Source organism: Priestia megaterium (assembly GCF_046599315.1).
Taxonomy (GTDB): Bacteria; Bacillota; Bacilli; order Bacillales; family Bacillaceae_H; genus Priestia; species Priestia megaterium_F.
Genome location: NZ_JBKIKC010000002.1, coordinates 59,580 through 77,933, shown reverse-complemented (window position 1 = coordinate 77,933; position 18,354 = coordinate 59,580). Strand labels below are relative to the sequence as shown.

Sequence of the window (18,354 nt, the reverse complement as noted above, 5' to 3'; positions counted from 1 at the left end):
AAAAAACTCTTATATGGTTAAAGTAATAAAAACTTAAAGAAGGGTGCTTAAATTTATGCCTTCGTTTTTTAAAGATCGCAAACAAAAAAAGAAACGACCACAGGATAACGAGAATCAAACTACTGATTCTTCAATAGAAAAGATACAAGTTTCATTATCGAGCAACCTTAATATGATTAAACAGAAAACCGGAAATAGTTCAGATGTCGTTATTCGTGAGATAAAAATGGGGGAGAATAACGACGTGGAAACAGCCATTGTCTACGTAGATGGAATTGTAGATAATCAGTCGATTCAAGAGTACTTACTGCAATCTATGATGAAGGATGATCATAAAGAAGAAATAAATCAGTACAATGCGATAGACCTCCTTTCTAAAGATATCATGACAATTGGAAACATCTCTTCCATCACTAACTTCGATGACCTGTTTGCATCTTTAATGGCAGGTGATACTCTTATTTTAGTGGATGGAGTAGAGCAGGCGCTGAGTGCTAGCACCAAAGGTGGAGAAAAGCGTTCCATTGCGGAATCTACTACCCAAATGGTGGTGCGAGGACCAAAAGGAGCATTTACCGAGTCTCTTGGGACCAATACAGCTATGGTCCGCCGCATCATTAAGACTCCCGATTTATGGATGGAGTCTTTAAAAGTGGGACGTGTAACAAAGACAGATGTGACGCTTATGTACATACATGGCATTGCCAATGATAAAGTCGTTAAAGAAATTCGGCAGCGATTGCAGCGAATTGATATCGATAGCATTTTGGAATCAGGTTATATCGAACAACTAATAGAAGATCAAACAGCGACTCCTTTTCCAACTATCTACAATACGGAAAGACCTGATGTTGTAGCTGGAAACCTGTTAGAAGGACGGATTGCTATATTTGTGGATGGAACTCCTTTTGTACTGATTGCGCCTGCTGTGTTCATGCAATTCTTCCAATCGGCTGAAGATTATTATGCCCGGTTCGACATTGCAACCTCGATTCGTCTTTTGCGTATTTTTATGTTTATGATTTCTCTTATTGCGCCTGCTACCTATGTCGCCGTTACAACTTTCCATCAGGAAATGGTGCCAACCACGCTCATTGTAGCTATTGCGGCACAGAGGGAAGCTGTTCCTTTTCCAGCATTTGTGGAAGCCCTTCTTATGGAGCTAACCTTTGAAATCTTACGAGAAGCAGGGATACGTTTACCCAAAGCTATTGGTTCAGCCGTATCCATTGTCGGGGCCCTTGTAATTGGCCAAGCAGCCGTTCAAGCAAGTATTGTGTCACCAGCAATGGTTATCATTGTATCGATCACAGCCATTGCCAGTTTTGCCACACCTTCTTTTGACATGGCGATTTCAGCTCGCTTAATTCGTTTTTTGTTTATGATTGGTGCAGCAACATTTGGTTTCTACGGCATCATTCTGTGCCTTTTAATGATGGTTGTCCATTTATGCAGCTTACGTTCATTTGGGGTACCCTATATGGCTCCATTTGCTCCCTTCATCCCCGTAAACAATGGAGATACCGTTGTGAGATTGCCGTGGTGGACATTGCGACAAAGACCGCGATTAATTACTGCTAACACGACTCGAGAAGGAACAAATCAACATCCACACCCTCCTGCGTCTCGTGGTATGATCAATCGCGATTTTGAAGAAGGTGACAACAATGAAGCGTAAAGGAGTTTTTCTTTTATTGATGATGTCAATGACAGTATTGCTCACCAGTTGTTGGAGTAAGAAAGAGTTAACTGACCTTGCCATCGTGGCAGCTATGGGCGTCGATAAAACAAAAGGTGGAAGATATCACATAACGCTCCAAATTATTAATCCAGGGAATGTGGCAGGAGGTATGCAAGGAGGAGGGGGAGGTACCCAGAGCCCTCCTATTACCATTTATTCAGCATCAGGAGATAATATAGTCGAAGCAAGTAGACGGGCTTCGGGCAGAATTTCTCGACGATTGTATTATGCTCATACAAACTTGGTCGTAGTGGGAGAAAAATTGGCCAAAGAAGAAGGAATTAATACACTAATGGATGCGTTTGATCGAGATCCAGAATTTCGAAATACTTCCACCCTCGTGATTGCCAATCATTCGTCCGCAGCTGACCTTGTGAAAACGTTAACACCCGTTGATAAAATTCCAGCGAATAAGGTGCTAAAAACCTTAGAATTTACGGAAAGAAAATGGGGAGAGAATGTAAAAACATCGCTCCAAGAGGTGATGAGCAGCCTTGAATCTCCTGGGAGAGGAACCGTCGTATCAGGATTTCGCCTAATGGGGAATCCCCAGCAAGCACAAAAGCTAGATAACCTTCAGGAAAGTGCACCCGAAGCAACGCTTCGAGCTTCCGGAATTGCTGTCTTAAAACAGGGAAAACTAGTAGATTGGCTGTATGGAAAACCAGCAAGAGGAACGGTATGGATTCTCGACAAAATCCAAGGAACGGATATTAATATTGATTGGGAAGGAAGGAAAGAAGTTATTGCTTATCAAACTGTACGACAAAAAACAAGTGTGTCTGCTCAAGTGAAGAATGGACAGCCTCATATTTCTGTTCATACACGTGTTGAAGGAGATATCGGTGACATGGAGGTACCTGTTGATATCACCAATCCAAAGGTCATTACAAAAATCGAACAATCGGTGAAGAAAGAAATAAAAAAAGAGCTAAAGATAGCTATTGACCGTGCGCAAAAAAACAAAACGGATATCTTGGGGTTTGGCGAAGTGGTTCACCGTACGAGACCCAATCAATTTAAGAAATTAAAAATGGAATGGAATGAGGTGTACTTTCCGAAGTTAGATGTAGATGTTACAGTGGAAGCCTATGTACGTCGCGCTGGCTTGCGGAATAAGTCGTTTCTTTCAGGAATAAAAGAGAATCAAAAGTAAGGAAAAGGAGGTGCCTGCTAAATGGAGAAAGCAAAAATTAGTGCCAGTCAGCTCTTTATTTTAATGGTTCTATTTGAGCTGGGGAGTGCTTTACTGGTGCCTCTTGCCATCAGAGCCAAACAGGATGCATGGCTTGCGATTCTACTGGGGATGTTAGGCAGTTTCGTTTTATTTTTAGTTTACCATAAACTTTATACCTATTATCCCAACCTCTTACCCACAGAATATATGCAAAAAATTTTAGGTAAAGTGTTAGGTACCGTACTTGCTTTTGTTTACATTCTTTACTTTATGTATGATGCCTCAAGAGTTCTCCGTGATTTTGGTGAAATGCTGTTAACTTTTGCCTACCCTGACACGCCTTTATTCATCGCCAATGCATTATTAATGCTTGTCATTATTTATACCCTTAGAAAAGGAATTGAGGTCATAGCTCGATCAGGAGAACTGCTGTTTATTTTCATGTATGTCCTTGCAGTTGCTGGGTTTATTTTAATTGTAACTTCGGGATTAATTGAATTTAAAAATTTACAACCGGTTTTGGAAGAAGGCTTTTTATCACCTGTAAAGGTTGCAGTGTCTGAAACTTTATATTTTCCATTTACCGAAGCTATCGTATTTACGATGATCTTACCGTATTTAAATAACCCGAAGAAAGCAAAGGTGACCATGCTATGTGCAACTGGATTAAGTGGGATCAATTTGGTTATTACGATGCTTATAAACATTAGTGTACTTGGTGTTAACCTGACTGCGCGTTCACAGTTTCCGCTTCTTAGTACAGTGGAGAGCATCCAAGTAGCTGATTTTTTAGAACGGCTTGATGTATTTTTTATGCTTGCTATGGTGATCGGCATTTTTTTTAAGGTTACCGTGTTATTTTATGCAGCTACTATAGGAACAGCTAACTTATTTAAAATTAAATCACCTTCAAGGCTATCATATCCTTTAGGTATCGTTATTTTATTTTTATCTATCACAATCGCTAGTAATTTCCAAGAACACCTCCATGAAGGGTTATATGTAGCCAAAGTGGTTCTACATGTACCTCTTTTCACGATAATTCCTCCTCTGCTTCTTCTTGTAGCTTTCTTAAAAAACAGGAAGGAGCATGGGGGCAAACATATTTGAGTAGCTAATTTTCATATAGAATATTGTTGTTATCGTCACATTTCCTAGTAAGGTAGTTTAGTTACCAGTGGAAAGAGTCTTTTTGGACTAGAGTTACCTTTAAAGCAAACCTACTATCTACTACACAACGTTCAAAAAATTGAAAGTAATGGAAAGGCTAAGGAACCATTCACAAAAGCAAAAGATCAGTTTAACTGAAATTGAAAAGGGGGGTATTTAATTGGAGAAAGCTAAAATTAGCGCTAGTCAGCTATTTATCTTAATGGTCCTATTTGAATTAGGGAGTGCTTTATTGGTACCTCTTGCGATAGATGCAAATCAGGACGCATGGCTTGCGATTATGCTTGGAATGATATTCAGCTTTGTTCTATTATTTGTCTATCATAAGCTTTATCTATATTACCCAGATCTTTTGTTTACAGAATACATTCAAAGAATTCTAGGGAAAGCACTGGGCACCGTGCTGGCCTTTCTTTATATCCTTTACTTCATGTATGACGCCTCAAGAGTTCTCCGTGATTTTGGTGAGATGCTGTTAGCCTTTGCCTATCCAGACACGCCTTTATTCATCGCCAATGCATTATTAATGCTTGTCATTATTTATACGGTTCGAAAAGGAATTGAGGTCATAGCTCGATCTGGAGAACTACTTTTTATTTTTATGTATATCCTTGCGGTTGCTGGCTTTATCTTAATTGTATCTTCTGGATTAATTGATTTTAAAAATTTACAACCTATTTTGGAAGACGGTTTATCCCCCGTCCTAAAAGTGGTATTCACTCAAACTTTATATTTCCCATTTACCGAAGTCATTGTAATTACGATGATTTTGCCATATTTAAATAATTCTAAGAAGGCAAAGGTGACCATGCTATGTGCTACCGGATTGAGTGGAATTAATCTAATTATTACGATGCTCATTAATGTTTGTGTACTGGGGGTTAGTTTGACCGCACGTTCCCAATTTCCACTACTTAGTACGGTTCAGACCATTCAAGTTGCGGATTTTTTAGAACGACTGGATGTATTTTTTATGCTTGCTTTAATTATCACTACCTTCTTTAAAATCTGCGTGTTATTTTACGCAGCTGTCGTAGGAACGTCCAATTTGTTTAAGGTTAAATCACCTTCACGATTGTCGTATCCTTTGGGGTTGATCATCCTCTTTTTGTCTATCACCATTGCAAGTAATGTTCAAGAACATATTCATGAAGGACTAAAGGTGGCAATGCTTGTTCTACATATCCCTCTTCTTACAATCATTCCTCCTTTGCTTCTTCTTGTAGCTTTCTTGAAAAACAAAAAGCAGCAGCAAGAGAAAAGCTTTGAATAATTAATTTAGAGGTAAGCTATTGTGACTATAATTGAATGTTCTATTATATTCTTTCTATATACAAAGAATACTTCTTACAAGCTAAAAGCAGATATAATACTTATTACATAAGAAGCAAAAAATAGAGGACCACTTTAAATAAATGTGGAAAGGAGAGCTATGCGAGTGGAGAAAGCAAAAATTAGTGCAGGCCAGCTCTTTATCTTAATGGTTCTGTTTGAACTAGGTACTTCCTTATTGTTGCCTGTCGCAATGGACGCAAAACAAGACGCATGGTTGGCTATCTTACTTGGAATGCTCGGTAGCTTGGTTCTATTTTTTATTTATTATAAACTTTATTGGTATTATCCAGATCTTTTGCCTACCGAATATATGCAAAAAATCCTAGGTAAAGCAATAGGAAGCGTATTGGCCTTTCTTTATATTTTCTATTTTATCTATGATATAGCAAGGGTTTTACGTGACATTGGGGAGATGTTATTGACATTTTCCTACTCGGATACTCCTTTATTCATCGCAAATGCATTATTAATGCTTGTCGTTATTTATACGGTTCGAAAAGGAATCGAGGTAATAGCTCGATCAGGAGAGCTATTTTTTATATTTATGTATGTACTTGCTATTACAGGGTTTTTCCTAATTGTGTGTTCAGGATTAATTGATTTTAAAAACTTACAACCAATATTTGAAGAGGGAATTTTACCAGTTCTAAAAGTTGTTTTTATCCAAACCTTGTATTTTCCTTTTGGTGAAGCCATTGTGTTTACAATGATTTTACCTTATTTGAAAAATCCTAAGAAGGCAAAGGCGACGATGTTATGTGCCACAGGGTTAAGTGGCATCAACCTAACCATTACCATGCTTATTAATATTAGTGTATTAGGAGTTGATTTGACTGCACGTTCCCAGTTTCCTCTTCTTAGTACTGTACAAAGCATCCAGGTAGCAGATTTTTTAGAACGTCTTGATGTGTTTTTTATGCTTGCTTTAGTCATTGGTGGCTTCTCTAAAATTAGCGTATTGTTCTATGCTTCTATAATAGGTACAGCCAACTTATTTAAAATTAAATCACCTTCACAGCTTTCCTATCCTATTGGGTTAATCGTTCTTTTTATGTCTCTGACGATTTCTAGCAATTTTCAAGAGCATCTTCATGAAGGAATAGGAGTAGAGATGTTTTTTTTACAAATTCCCTTCCTCGCGATTATTCCTGTTCTGCTTTTTCTTGTTGCATTCTTGAAAAATAGAAAGAAGCAGAAAGCATGACAGGTTTGTTTGCTGACTCTTTGAATCATATAAATCTTCCGGCCTCTTGAATCATTATAAGCTAGTGCTTATCAAAATGAATTTAAATTATGTGAGGTGATTTTTCTGTATACTTGGTTTTATGATCATTTTATCAATACAATTCTATTTCCTCTTACTTGTATAGTGATGGTAGCTATCATGTTAAGCGCATATGCGTACTTTAAATTTAAAAAAACGAATAATTAATAGTCCCTAGAGCTTATTGATTTCAAATATGGATCTTTCTCTTTTAACCTAGACTATTTATTTATACAATATATAGTCACCACTTATATTAATAATCAAAAAAAGCTCGTAGCTATCAACAGGAGGTCATTATCTAGTGGAAAAAGCAAAAATTGTTAGCTAAGTAATAATTTATCCATCTACATGGTATTCTATATGTGTATGTACGGATATCAATATTTAGTGGAACAATCCATTAGGCAAATAAATAATTCTCAATCTCAGTTGCGATGATTAATTAGAGGGGTCTTCAACATGAAGATCCTGCTTTGTGTCTATAAAATCCATTATAGTACCTAAAATGTATACTTTTACGGACACGATATTAAAATATGTAATAAAACGGTAAAATAATTATTGTTGGTAACAAAATAAAAAGCTAGCTCGGCAGTGGAAGAGAGGTACCTATAATAAAAGTTGTACAAACTAATCAGAGTGGTGCAGATAAAAGGATTGCGGTAAAAATGGCAACACTTAATGATTTAGAGAAACTGGTATCTAGTGATTCTGAGGTTATCGGTCATACAAAAAGAGAAGTAGAGCTAAGGGAGCCCATTGAAGAAAATAGATGTTTTTTAGGACAAATAGAAGGTCGGATTGCTGGTTTTCTAGTGTATCATAAATATTTCTTTTTTTCATCAACTTAACATAAAACAGTTTAGCGGCACTGTTATGAGAAAAAAGCCATCTTGTATGAAAACCTAAATGTGATTTGTAGACGTGCAAGTAACAAAAAGAGGATAAATATAAAGTTATCCTCTTCTTCAAACTTTTTTATATCTAGATTCCAAACTTTTTTGTTCTAAGTTCTTCTAACTCGAAAAAATCAACCTAATTAAGAAGCTAATTTCCTTTTATTGGAGATGAATTTCTGAAGGCCATATAAAAAAGCTGCTTTTGTGGTGAAAATCATTAAAAAATGGTACCTTTTTAGAGTTACCATCGAACCATGCCCAATTTTCTTAAACCAACTCATTAGTACATACACAAAGAATGCATCAAGAGTAAAGTTAATAACCATGAATTTCTTGAAGTTCCCATAGGAAAATTTAAAAATCCACATAGTTCCTACTAAAATGGGCCAAAAACAATGGGCATCTCTCCTAGAACTTTGGGATGAAGACTCTTATAAAAATACCACCTTGTTTTCTTCCTAGCCAAAAAACATTCCACGAGAACAATTAGATTGACAATTAATGAAGAAAGAAAAAATTTCTTTAAAGTTTGCTGTCCTAATAACGGAATAGAAAGCCAAGGTAATATTAACAAAGCTAACAGGTACTTCTTATACTTTTTCATTTAAGTAGACATCCTTTTTTATTTTAAGTTCTCCTAAAAGAGAAATTTTATTACCGAACTTAACTGTAGTTCTAAAAATTAATTGGTTCTATTAATTCAGAAAGGGGTGAATATACCCTAAAAAATGTTATCGTGGAAATTCCCGAAATGATGGTAGCGTATCTAATTGTTGATTTTTCAGGTATCTTGAATATAGACAATATTCCTCGCTTACAGGGCATTGAGATCCTGATGACAGTTATGCGACGATTAAATAAGCAATAGAAATCGATTTAATTTTCTATTTACTTCAAATGAGCTAGTTTATTGTGATGTATTATATAAGAAGTTAGTTTCATAATATGCATGATCAGTCCTACAGCAAAGCAACCCTAGATTTATAACTCTAGGGTTATCTTAAGGATGATTACCCAGATAGAATCCACTTTATTTACTTTTTTAAATACGATTCTAATTTTCCAAACTTATCTGTATGTTCATATGTAGAGAAAGCCTCTCTACTTATTCCTTCTACAATCGGTTCAGTTCTAAATACTCTTTTAAAGTTTGCTGTAACGTCCCTTTGGCTTCTGCCTTGTCCTCAAAGGAGATTCCTGAGTGAATCATTGTCCTAACTAGGTCAGCACGTAAACCTGTAAGGATAGCTTCACATCCCATCATTGAAATGCCAGTTAACACTTTCTGAAAATGATCAATAACATGCATTTCCATATTAGCAATTCCAGACAGGTCCATAATTAATGTTTGAACCTTTAAATCTGAGATGCCCGTCAATACTTTCTCCTCAATCGTTTGGATACGATTGATGTCAATCATGCCGATCAACGGTAGTACAGCTACAGATTGGCTAAGTGGTATAATGGGCACCGATAGATGTTCAACTAAGTCCCTTTGGGAAGCAATTAATTCATCTTTATACTTGGAATAACTAATGAGAAAAGTGTTAAGAAATTGATCAATCCTATCATTAATTCGCTTCTCTAAGACATAAAATTCTTCACGGCCATTAAAATGGTTATTTATTCGATCATATTGATAGAGAAAATGCCATAACGTTCGCCTAATGGCCTGTACCCATTCTAGTTTGAAAGCAAGAGTTAAGGCATGCTCTGCCCAGGCTACTCCTTCTTGTTGAGCGAAAGCAACGAGTTGTTCTTCTTTTTGTTCTACGACATATAGAGCTAATTTTTGAGCATTTTTTAAAAGATCAATATTTCCAGTTTCTAAAATGTCATTAATCTTAGTGGCTACATTAACTGCCTCTGATAAGAGCTTATCCTGGAAATTCTGTTTGTTATCTCTAATAAAATCGGTCATTTTCTCTCTCTGGTTATAAATAGTTTCCATATTGAATACGCCCCTTATTTGTTTACTGATTATAGCTATCCTTAATTAATCAATATCTCTAAATGAACGATTATCTATTCTCACTTTTAGTCTTTATATATATATAAAGCCCTCCTTCCTTGTACTAACGACACTAGACATGTTTTTAGATAAGCCTCTTTATATTTTTACCCTCGAAACATGTATTTTGCATCCATCTTTTTTACCATATATAGAGATAATCTCTATATATGCTTTATTTATCATATAGTCTCAAACCACATAACAGAATTACAGGTGAAGGAGTTCTCGTTTGTCATCATTAAGAGTAAATGTCTAATCATCTCTTTTGAGTCTACACTTATAAAAAAGAATTTGCGGCTTTCAGCTATGTTGTAGAATTAAGATACACTTATTACTAAAAAATAAAGTTTAATCTTGCAAGACCAACATAATAATGAAGTTTAAAATACCTTCATTCAGATAATATAATAAATAAGCTAGGTTTAATTATCATCTAGTTTATTTTCCATATTGTAGGAGGAAGTAAAAATGGAACAAGGTAAAGTGAAATGGTTTAATGCTGACAAAGGCTTTGGATTTATCGAGCGTGAAGGTGGAGAAGATGTGTTTGTTCACTTCTCAGCTATCCAAGGGGAAGGTTTTAAATCCTTGGATGAAGGTCAAGAGGTAACTTTTGATATCGAACAAGGGCAACGTGGCCCACAAGCGACAAACGTACGTAAAGTATAAGAAACCATGCTAAAAACAGACTCTTTCTTCAGAGTCTGTTTTTCCATTCCCATATGAAACTACATTATTCAAATCCTCTTCAGATAACTTATTATATTTAAAGAAACATCGTTTGACCCTTATCATCGCCATCTATTAAATCAATAATAGTTGTATCTTTTATAAAAGGTATTTGACCTGCTAAGCCAACTAAAGGAACGTATTCTTCTTAAATACTAGAAGGTATTTGTTGATTCTTAAGTCGGTAGACCCTATGCAAGTCTACAAAAGCTAAATACCTCAATAATTGTCCAATACTATTCATAAGTTAACATAATCACAGTCTCCAGAATCCAAATCAAAAAGAATCCCTTAAGGACAAGGTATTTAAGAAAGGTTATGATTACGAATTATGCAGCTTTTATACATATGCTTATTCTTTTGATAGACCGCTTTCATGAATAAAATATGTTATAATTAGTTTGCTAACAAGCACACATTTCATATCTAGTTTTATAAAAAGCTTCCTTTCCTGACGCTCCGAGGCAGCTTTTTATTTTGTTAACGATAATAAGTAAAGCGCCAACTTGCTGTTACTAAGCAGGTTGGCGCTTTTTTGGGAATTATCTTCAGCTGTAGCGCTAGCTTTTTACACTTTACAACCACATATCATATTAGCAAAGTGGGGAGCTAATACTGTAGTAGGATGGGGAATGTTAGTAGGAGGTTTAGTATTTAGTTTTATTCATCCACCTTGGGAAATTGAGGGTCATTGGTCTTTCACTACTTATGCAGGGGTTATATTTATTATCCTTTTTGGGACACTTATTGCTTTTTACTTTTATTTAGAAAGCTTGAGATACCTTAGTGCTTCTGAAACAAGTTCATTATCTTCCGCAGAGCCTTTATCTGCAGCTTTTTTATCCATGATTTGGTTAGGAGTAACTTTCGATTTTGGACAATGGATAGGAGCATTCTGTATTATAAGCACAATTTTTATCTTGTCAGCTAAAAAGAAAGACGTAAAAAAAATAAAAGAAATGGGTTGTTAGTAAGCGAAAAGACTCGCTCATTCTGCCTTTATCTCATCAAGTAGACGGGTTAAACAGAATTAAATATACTGTCCATAAAAGTATACTTAAATGATCCTTGCATGAGAAGGAATTTACTGTTATATTAAATTCAATTAAATATTTTCTTATTTCAATATTTTTTGAAGTGAGGATAGAGGTGCAAAGATCATGAGTACACAATCCGAGGAGAATGAGATCCAATGACAATTGTGGAAAGGGGTATTTGCCGAAGCCAAAAGAATCTCATGTTCTTGAAGCTGGTTCTGCTGTTGAATAAATACAGAACTGTCATATGGGAAACTATATGGAGGGCTATCTTACGCACGGAAACTATTTTTAATAAATATTGTTTCTACTGCAACAACGAATCCCTCGTTGTTGCTTTTTTGCGTTTCTTATGAATGGCCCTAACCCCTCTAATTAAAAAAATTTATAAAGGGTGTGTAGTTATGAATTTTGGCCAAGTATTAACAGCAATGGTTACCCCGTTTGATGATAATGGTGAAATTGATTTTAACGCGACGAAAACGTTAGTTGATCATTTAATTGCAAATGGCACAGATGGTTTAGTTGTAGCCGGTACAACTGGAGAGTCTCCAACATTAACCACTGAAGAGAAAATCAAATTATTCAAATGTGTTGTAAAGACTGCTGAGGGAAGAGTCCCCGTCATCGCTGGAACTGGCTCAAACAACACGAAAGCTTCGATCAGCTTAACGAAACTTGCAGAAGAAACAGGAGTGGATGGCATCATGCTCGTTGCCCCATACTATAACAAGCCATCCCAAGAAGGATTGTACCAACACTTTAAAACGATTGCCAAATCAACCTCTTTGCCAGTCATGCTTTATAATATCCCAGGACGAAGCGTAGTTAACATTTCTGTTGAAACAATTGTTCGTCTATCAGAGATTCCTAATGTTGTGTCAATTAAGGAAGCAAGTGGCGACTTGGATGCCATGGCAGAAATCATTAGCAAAACACCTAATGACTTTACGCTATACAGTGGCGATGATGGGTTAACAATGCCAGTATTAGCAATCGGCGGAGCAGGAGTTGTTTCAGTTGCTTCCCACATCATTGGCAATGCCATGCAAGAAATGATTAATGCCTTTAAAAATGGCGATATCCAAAACGCTGCTGCTACACATCGCAATCTGCTCCCAATTATGAGAGCATTATTTACTGCACCAAGCCCTTCACCGGTAAAAGCTGCATTAAATCTAAATGGGACACATGTTGGCGGTGTTCGGTTGCCAATGGTTCCTTTAAGCAGTGAAGAGCAAAGTGCGCTTGAAAAAGCTTTGCAAACTAGTGGCATTCACATTACCTGTTGAAACAAATAAAACAGGTTAGGAGAGAGATTTCCCTCTCTCTTAGTTAAAATGAATGTTCCTTTCCGGAACACATCACAAAAAAAGAACCCCTTGGCGCACATGGAGCATTTAGGTTATATTTATAATTTATAAAAACTTTATATATATGCTTATTATTATAAAAATCGCTTTCATGAGGAAAATATGTTATACTATTATTCAGACTATTTTCACAAATATCATGCATGACAATCCTAAGGATAAAAAGCTATCTCGCTTCCACATTGCTGAGGTAGCTTTTTATTTTGTTAACGATAATAATTACTTTAACACTTTATAATAGATTTAAATATCTGGTCCATAAAAGTATAAAAAAGAAAACACCTTCTAGCGATCGCTAGTGATATAGAAAGTTATCGAGATTCAACCTGTCAAGGTGTGGAAAAAGACTTAGCTAAACGTTTTATTTTATACATAGAAAAAACCTCTATCCTACAGCAGGATTTTGTTCTCTATAATCATAACATCTCCTTCTAGAAAATAAAAATCCTCTACAATGAGAGCAGTAGGGGGTGAAAAACATAATACATGTAACTAAATTTAAGTACCTATTATACCGCATTTTCTTTATCTGCATGATGGTTTAATTCCTAAGATCTTCACACTTCTCACGGATCTTACTAAGTAATTTATAGCTGATCACCCTACTATTATACCTGCTCCTTCTCTTTCCAGCTTTTGAACAATGCATATAACCATTGCAGAACTTCCAATAAATCAGGACATTTTTTATAATTGGCAGATTAACAATACTCCCACAATAAGGATAAGTTGGTGTAGTTATAATAAACCCTCCTATGTAAAAAAAGAGAGCATAAATGCTAGTATATCGGAACCAAAAAAGCCATGAATCTATATATTCATGGCCGTACTTTTAATAAATTTACCCATTGTAAAGAGGAGAAATAAAAAGTTATCATCTGTCATAATATATTGATGTAATTGCCGAAGAGTAGTATCCAAAGTAGAAGATAAAAAATCAGCAGCATACGCACACACTGAAATTATACCTTCCTCTTTAACAAAATTATCGGCAGCTGATTCAAATTTTTCTAGCAAAAGAACATCTGGTTCTTCTGAAGCCCATTCTACATGAGCCTATGTTCTTACCAATGTATTTTTCCTTTTCAATATAGACAATTCTTCTTGAAAATACTTGAGAATTGTTTTGGTATGAAAATCACCATTTGCTAAGTAGTAATCAAAATTATTAACTAAACGAATAAATTTTTTTGTTGATGACTAAACTCTTCATCAATTTTAGCTTTAATTTGAGGAAGTGTCCTCATACTCTCAATTATCAGTATATATTGCTTACTTTCCAATCCACTCTTAATAAAAGTCATTAAACTGTTCATGTAAAATTGTTTATTTTCAAAACGATAAAAGACATGGCCTTTATCAAATTTTTTGGAACTAAGTATAGAATTAATTGTTTTCATAGTTCAACTCACAGTGATTATAGTAAAAAATTATAAAAATTTATAGAGCAATAAGTTGTTCTTAACTGTAATTATTTTACACAATCTAATAATGAATCTCCTTTAATATATTGAGTAAACTACACAAGACGCTGTGGGGCATCGACTACTTTTCTTATTTGAGTTCCAGTAATTTGAACAGAAAAAACTCCCATCCGCCTGTGGAGTTTATTTTGTTTTTATGCTGTATAGGATATATAACCTTTCTATTCATTGGATTAATCATAACATCGCAGGCTAATTTGCCTTTAATTTTTTACTATTTGTAACAAATTGTTTAATAAGTCATGAAGATGAGAGTAGAGAAATTCACACTAAGAAATTAACAAAAAAATAAGTATTTTGACCTGTGGTGGTATAATTAATATAAAAACTAAATAATAGCCTCAACAGGCTTTTTGGAGGAAAACATGGAAGATGAAATAAAGTTTTTAGGGGATAAAATTCTAGATTATAGATTTGAAATCGCGAATGAGGTACATGAAAGTAGAATGATTGGTATTACAGAAGAAAAAAAGAAACAATTGGCTCCTTTTGAAACCGAACTTATTAATATTCGTGCTCATTTTATAAGTCTATTTGGTGAAGTTCTTAGGAATCATCTAGATGAAGAAACAGCACTCTAAAAATTCACAAAATGGGGCAAAGAAACAGGAGAAATGTTTTGCAATTTGAAGGTGCCATTGGATGAAGCGTTAAAAGATACAAGATATTATCGAACTTTCTTATGGAAGATATTGAAGGAAGTAATAAAGAAAAACAATCTATCACTAGATACGGTATTTGAAATCGGTGGAATTATTGATTCTCTTCTAGATCATGCTGCTTATTCCTTTAGTTTAAGTTATGTGCATTTCTATCAATTAACCCTTGAGCGTGCACAAAGTGCATTTCTTGAATTATCGGTTCCTGTGGTACCTTTAGCTAAAGGGATGGCCGTTTTGCCTCTCATTGGAAATATAGATACGGAAAGAGCTAATTATCTAATGGAGAAAACGTTGAAATCAGCAAACAGACTACAGCTTCAACGTTTAATAGTAGATTTGTCGGGTGTTTCTATCATTGATACCATGGTAGCAGATCGAATTTTTAAAGTGATAGACTCGTTAAAGCTGCTCGGTGTAGAAACAGTCCTAACAGGAATTCGTCCGGAAGTTGCACAGACCATTGTAAGTATTGGTATTGATTTTAGTAATTTGACTATAAAGTCCAGTTTACAAAAGGCGATAGAAGATCTACTTATTTGTGTTTAAAACAATAAATAGGGAAAGCAAGAGATAAAATGACTACCTAAATGCATTCATGAATAAGAAGATGAGGGAGTGATAATTATTGAAAGGGATTATAGGCGTTGCTAAGTACTTAGATAATAACGCAGAAATGTTAGCAAATGAAATTGTCCAAGAAATTTCTCAGAGTCCCAATTTTGAAGCTCTAAAGGAGGAACTTGAACAAGCAATTATCGTCTATACTGAATTTATTAGGTTTTTAGGAAAAAGTCTCCTTAGCAGTGAAAACAACATACCTGAAGGGCTTGTTGAATGGAGTAAGACCAATGGTAAGCGTACAGCATCTCAAGGAGAGAGAATTTCTATTATTATTACACGCTATCCTCCTACTCGCCTAGTCTTTATCGATTGCCTTACTAAAATAAGTATAGAGCATGGACTTTCTTCAGAAGAAGTTGTATTTATTAATAAACGATTTAACTATCTACTCGATATAAGTATCAACGAAACGGTTATAGTGTTTGAACAAGTAAAAGATGAAATGGTTAAAAAGGCACAACAAGAGGTGTTGAAACTATCTGTTCCTGTAGTACCCATTCAAGATAAAATCGCCGTTCTCCCACTAATTGGCTCTATTGACTCAGAAAGAGCTGAATATATCTTGGAAAATGTTATCTTAAAAATTCTTAAAATGAAGATAGAGTATCTAATTGTTGATTTCTCAGGTATCTTAAATATAGACACTATAGCTGAACGTCACCTCTTTGATATCTACAGTGTTCTTCGGTTACAAGGTATTGAGGTAGTGATGACTGGTATACGACCTGAACTTGCTCAAACTGTTGTTAGAAATGGAATCAATTTCTCATCTATTAAAACCTACGCAACGGTTAAACAGGCGATAGAAACTCAAAAAAGCTAGGAAATTAAGTTTCCCAGCTTTTTAGAAACTACATATTCAACCCAAAAAAGAGAGGTCTTCAAAGGCGTCTCTTTTTTTCGAAAACTTGTATATACTCGACTAAGCTCGGGTATATAGAAAACTAGCCGATCTGTTTTTAGCAACCCAAGCTAAGTCGAAAACCCATAATAATAAATTTACGAAAGAGACCATCGATTAAGATGGTTTTTTCATGCATTTGCTTTACCGCAGTTAAGACTTATACGTACAGCAATTGTAGTCTAAAATGCTACGTTTGAGGAGTATTTTAGCCAAGGAGAAAGATAGAGTAATTATATATCAAAACCCTTATAATAACGTATATATACTTCATACATAATTAGTTAACATAATGTAGCTTATAGTATAAAAAGCAGCCGTATAAATAAACGGCTACTTTTTATACTAATAAATTATTTATTATATGTCGTATCGGTATGTCCATAATTATTAGTATTAAAAACGTGTTTATCTAGATAATTATGGAAGAACCACTCACCGAGGGTTATAACAATTGCCGATACTACAGAACCCTGAATAATAGTGCTGGTATTTCCAAAAAGAGAGGTCCCCATTATCCAGATTACTAAAAAAGACAAAATGAGATCAGAAATTGTAGCGACAATGTTTCGTTTTTTGGAGTCTGAGTCATCAGCAGCATTTCGATATACTAGCAAATCGCCGAGAGCATAAGCAACAACTGTGAGGACTAAACTGATTAGTATGCTGTCACTAAAATCATAGTTATAAATGACTGTAAGCACTATACCTAAGACCAAAGCGCTCATTACAAACTTTATAATAAGAGCCTTTAGATGTTTCATCTTTTCAGTCACCTCCCTTTTATTATCCCTTAAGTAATATATACCCAAATCAAGGGGGAGTAATCTTTTTTAGTTAGATAAATGTTTTGTTCTAAAAAAGCTAATATGTATTTAATGTAATCTCTTAAAAAAGGGAAAACTGTCTTTTTCATTCTTTTAACCTTGGGTCTTGTGTTAATAAGGGGAGAATATTGGGTAAATGAAAAGTAAGGATAAAAGGTTGTAATGGAGGAGGAAAGCTCTATGAGCAAAAGTATTATAGGTGCATATAAGTCGCCAGAGGAAACATTAACTAGGATTGAGAAATTAAGAATGATAGGGTATGAGGATAGTGAAATTACAGTACTAACTAATCAGAAGGTCGCAGCAGGTAATCTAGCCTATAGAACGAATGTAAATGTTGATCAGCTATCTGCTGTTGACCATGATGAAGTCACTCATGAAGATATGACTGGAGGGGCTCAACCAGATTCTTTTTTAGATAAATTAAAGAAATTCTTTGTGGTACAAAATTATTCGAATGACGAAAATCGTGTAACGAATTTAGGCATTCCAACAGAGGAGCTAACCTCTTATAAAAAAGAATTAGATGATGGAAAGTTTTTAATTGCTGTGAATTCTCATAAATTAAATGAAAAAGGGTTAGGTTTAGGATAATATATTTAAATTGAAAGAATGGTATACCCCAACCTTCTAAATAGTGCCACACTACAATAAATTATATGTAGTTTTAAATTTTTTCTATAGAACCTTTAAGCTATAAAAAGGGAATATAATACTTAGTAATTACTTAAAGACATTTTCCACATTTAAAGAACTTTATACTTGAAAACAAATTACATGTAATTCTTAGAATTATATCTATTTACCGATATTTTTGATTTAAATGCGTTTTCCTGTCAACTCCAGGTTTATATAACGGAATACAATTAGGGTTGACCTTTTAGTTTTAACAAACATGCCATTTTTGAAGAGCAGACGACCTTCTGGTCGTCTGTTTGTTAAAGTTGTGCTTAATAGTGACAAAAAGCCCCTTCTTTAGTAACATATTTAAAATGTAGATTATTATAATATGAAATATAAATTAAAAAACTATAGTGTCGCTGAATATATAGATAATTTATATTTTTTAATAAACGTAATTATTAACGTATTTTATTCAAAAATAATTCAATATTTA

15 protein-coding genes and 1 riboswitch are annotated in these 18,354 nt (G+C 34.7%); of the genes, 13 read left to right on the top strand and 2 right to left on the bottom strand.

Translation table 11 applies throughout. The features are described 5' to 3' along the window. Nucleotides 1-55: 55 nt before the first annotated feature. From ACLHDF_RS07790 to ACLHDF_RS07765, 6 genes are all read left to right on the top strand, one after another. The gene (locus ACLHDF_RS07790) at nucleotides 56-1,678 is read left to right on the top strand and encodes a spore germination protein (protein WP_413918337.1); all 1,623 of its coding nucleotides are present in this window, start codon (nucleotides 56-58) and stop codon (nucleotides 1,676-1,678) included. After that, nucleotides 1,668-2,897, top strand: a complete 1,230-nt coding sequence (locus ACLHDF_RS07785; protein WP_413918336.1) for a Ger(x)C family spore germination protein — start codon at nucleotides 1,668-1,670, stop codon at nucleotides 2,895-2,897. Before ACLHDF_RS07790 ends, ACLHDF_RS07785 begins: the two co-directional genes overlap by 11 nt. Before the next feature lie 21 nt (nucleotides 2,898-2,918). Then, entirely contained in the window at nucleotides 2,919-4,028 is a 1,110-nt protein-coding gene (locus tag ACLHDF_RS07780) for a GerAB/ArcD/ProY family transporter (protein ID WP_413918335.1), read from the top strand. Nucleotides 4,029-4,248: 220 nt separating this feature from the next. After that, nucleotides 4,249-5,361 (top strand): GerAB/ArcD/ProY family transporter, encoded by a 1,113-nt coding sequence (locus ACLHDF_RS07775; RefSeq protein WP_413918334.1) that lies wholly within the window; start codon nucleotides 4,249-4,251, stop codon nucleotides 5,359-5,361. Nucleotides 5,362-5,526: 165 nt separating this feature from the next. Next, the gene (locus ACLHDF_RS07770; protein WP_413918333.1) at nucleotides 5,527-6,627 is read left to right on the top strand and encodes a GerAB/ArcD/ProY family transporter; all 1,101 of its coding nucleotides are present in this window, start codon (nucleotides 5,527-5,529) and stop codon (nucleotides 6,625-6,627) included. A 731-nt stretch (nucleotides 6,628-7,358) separates the two neighbouring features. After that, the gene (locus ACLHDF_RS07765; RefSeq protein WP_413918332.1) at nucleotides 7,359-7,541 is read left to right on the top strand and encodes a hypothetical protein; all 183 of its coding nucleotides are present in this window, start codon (nucleotides 7,359-7,361) and stop codon (nucleotides 7,539-7,541) included. Between the two features lie 1,162 nt (nucleotides 7,542-8,703). Here ACLHDF_RS07765 and ACLHDF_RS07760 read toward each other — a convergent pair. Beyond that, nucleotides 8,704-9,540: an STAS domain-containing protein gene (locus ACLHDF_RS07760; RefSeq protein WP_413918331.1), complete on the bottom strand. Its 837-nt coding sequence runs from the start codon at nucleotides 9,538-9,540 to the stop codon at nucleotides 8,704-8,706. 531 nt (nucleotides 9,541-10,071) lie between these two features. On the opposite strand from ACLHDF_RS07760, the gene ACLHDF_RS07755 reads away from it, so the two are divergent. The 6 genes from ACLHDF_RS07755 (at nucleotide 10,072) to ACLHDF_RS07730 (ending at nucleotide 16,332) form a co-directional block, all read left to right on the top strand. Further along, on the top strand, nucleotides 10,072-10,272 hold the full coding sequence (locus tag ACLHDF_RS07755; RefSeq protein ID WP_413918330.1) for a cold-shock protein: 201 nt from the start codon (nucleotides 10,072-10,074) through the stop codon (nucleotides 10,270-10,272). A 566-nt stretch (nucleotides 10,273-10,838) separates the two neighbouring features. Next, nucleotides 10,839-11,303 (top strand): EamA family transporter, encoded by a 465-nt coding sequence (locus tag ACLHDF_RS07750; RefSeq protein ID WP_413918329.1) that lies wholly within the window; start codon nucleotides 10,839-10,841, stop codon nucleotides 11,301-11,303. Nucleotides 11,304-11,468: 165 nt separating this feature from the next. After that, nucleotides 11,469-11,647, top strand: a riboswitch (Lysine riboswitch). A 126-nt stretch (nucleotides 11,648-11,773) separates the two neighbouring features. Beyond that, on the top strand, nucleotides 11,774-12,661 hold the full coding sequence (dapA, locus tag ACLHDF_RS07745; RefSeq protein WP_413918328.1) for a 4-hydroxy-tetrahydrodipicolinate synthase: 888 nt from the start codon (nucleotides 11,774-11,776) through the stop codon (nucleotides 12,659-12,661). Nucleotides 12,662-14,591: 1,930 nt separating this feature from the next. Then, nucleotides 14,592-14,807, top strand: a complete 216-nt coding sequence (locus ACLHDF_RS07740; RefSeq protein WP_413918327.1) for a hypothetical protein — start codon at nucleotides 14,592-14,594, stop codon at nucleotides 14,805-14,807. Between the two features lie 51 nt (nucleotides 14,808-14,858). Continuing rightward, nucleotides 14,859-15,434 carry an STAS domain-containing protein gene (locus ACLHDF_RS07735; RefSeq protein ID WP_413918897.1) on the top strand — a complete coding sequence of 192 codons (576 nt, stop codon included), beginning with the start codon at nucleotides 14,859-14,861 and terminating at the stop codon, nucleotides 15,432-15,434. 79 nt (nucleotides 15,435-15,513) lie between these two features. After that, on the top strand, nucleotides 15,514-16,332 hold the full coding sequence (locus tag ACLHDF_RS07730) for an STAS domain-containing protein (RefSeq protein WP_413918326.1): 819 nt from the start codon (nucleotides 15,514-15,516) through the stop codon (nucleotides 16,330-16,332). Between the two features lie 431 nt (nucleotides 16,333-16,763). Here the strand turns inward: ACLHDF_RS07730 and ACLHDF_RS07725 are convergent, their stop codons facing one another. Next, a complete protein-coding gene (locus ACLHDF_RS07725; protein WP_413918325.1) occupies nucleotides 16,764-17,174 on the bottom strand; it encodes a YndM family protein in 411 nt (136 codons plus the stop codon). Nucleotides 17,175-17,417: 243 nt separating this feature from the next. Here ACLHDF_RS07725 and ACLHDF_RS07720 point away from each other — a divergent pair, with 243 nt between their 5' ends. Further along, a complete protein-coding gene (locus ACLHDF_RS07720; protein ID WP_413918324.1) occupies nucleotides 17,418-17,831 on the top strand; it encodes a hypothetical protein in 414 nt (137 codons plus the stop codon). Nucleotides 17,832-18,354 lie beyond the last annotated feature (523 nt).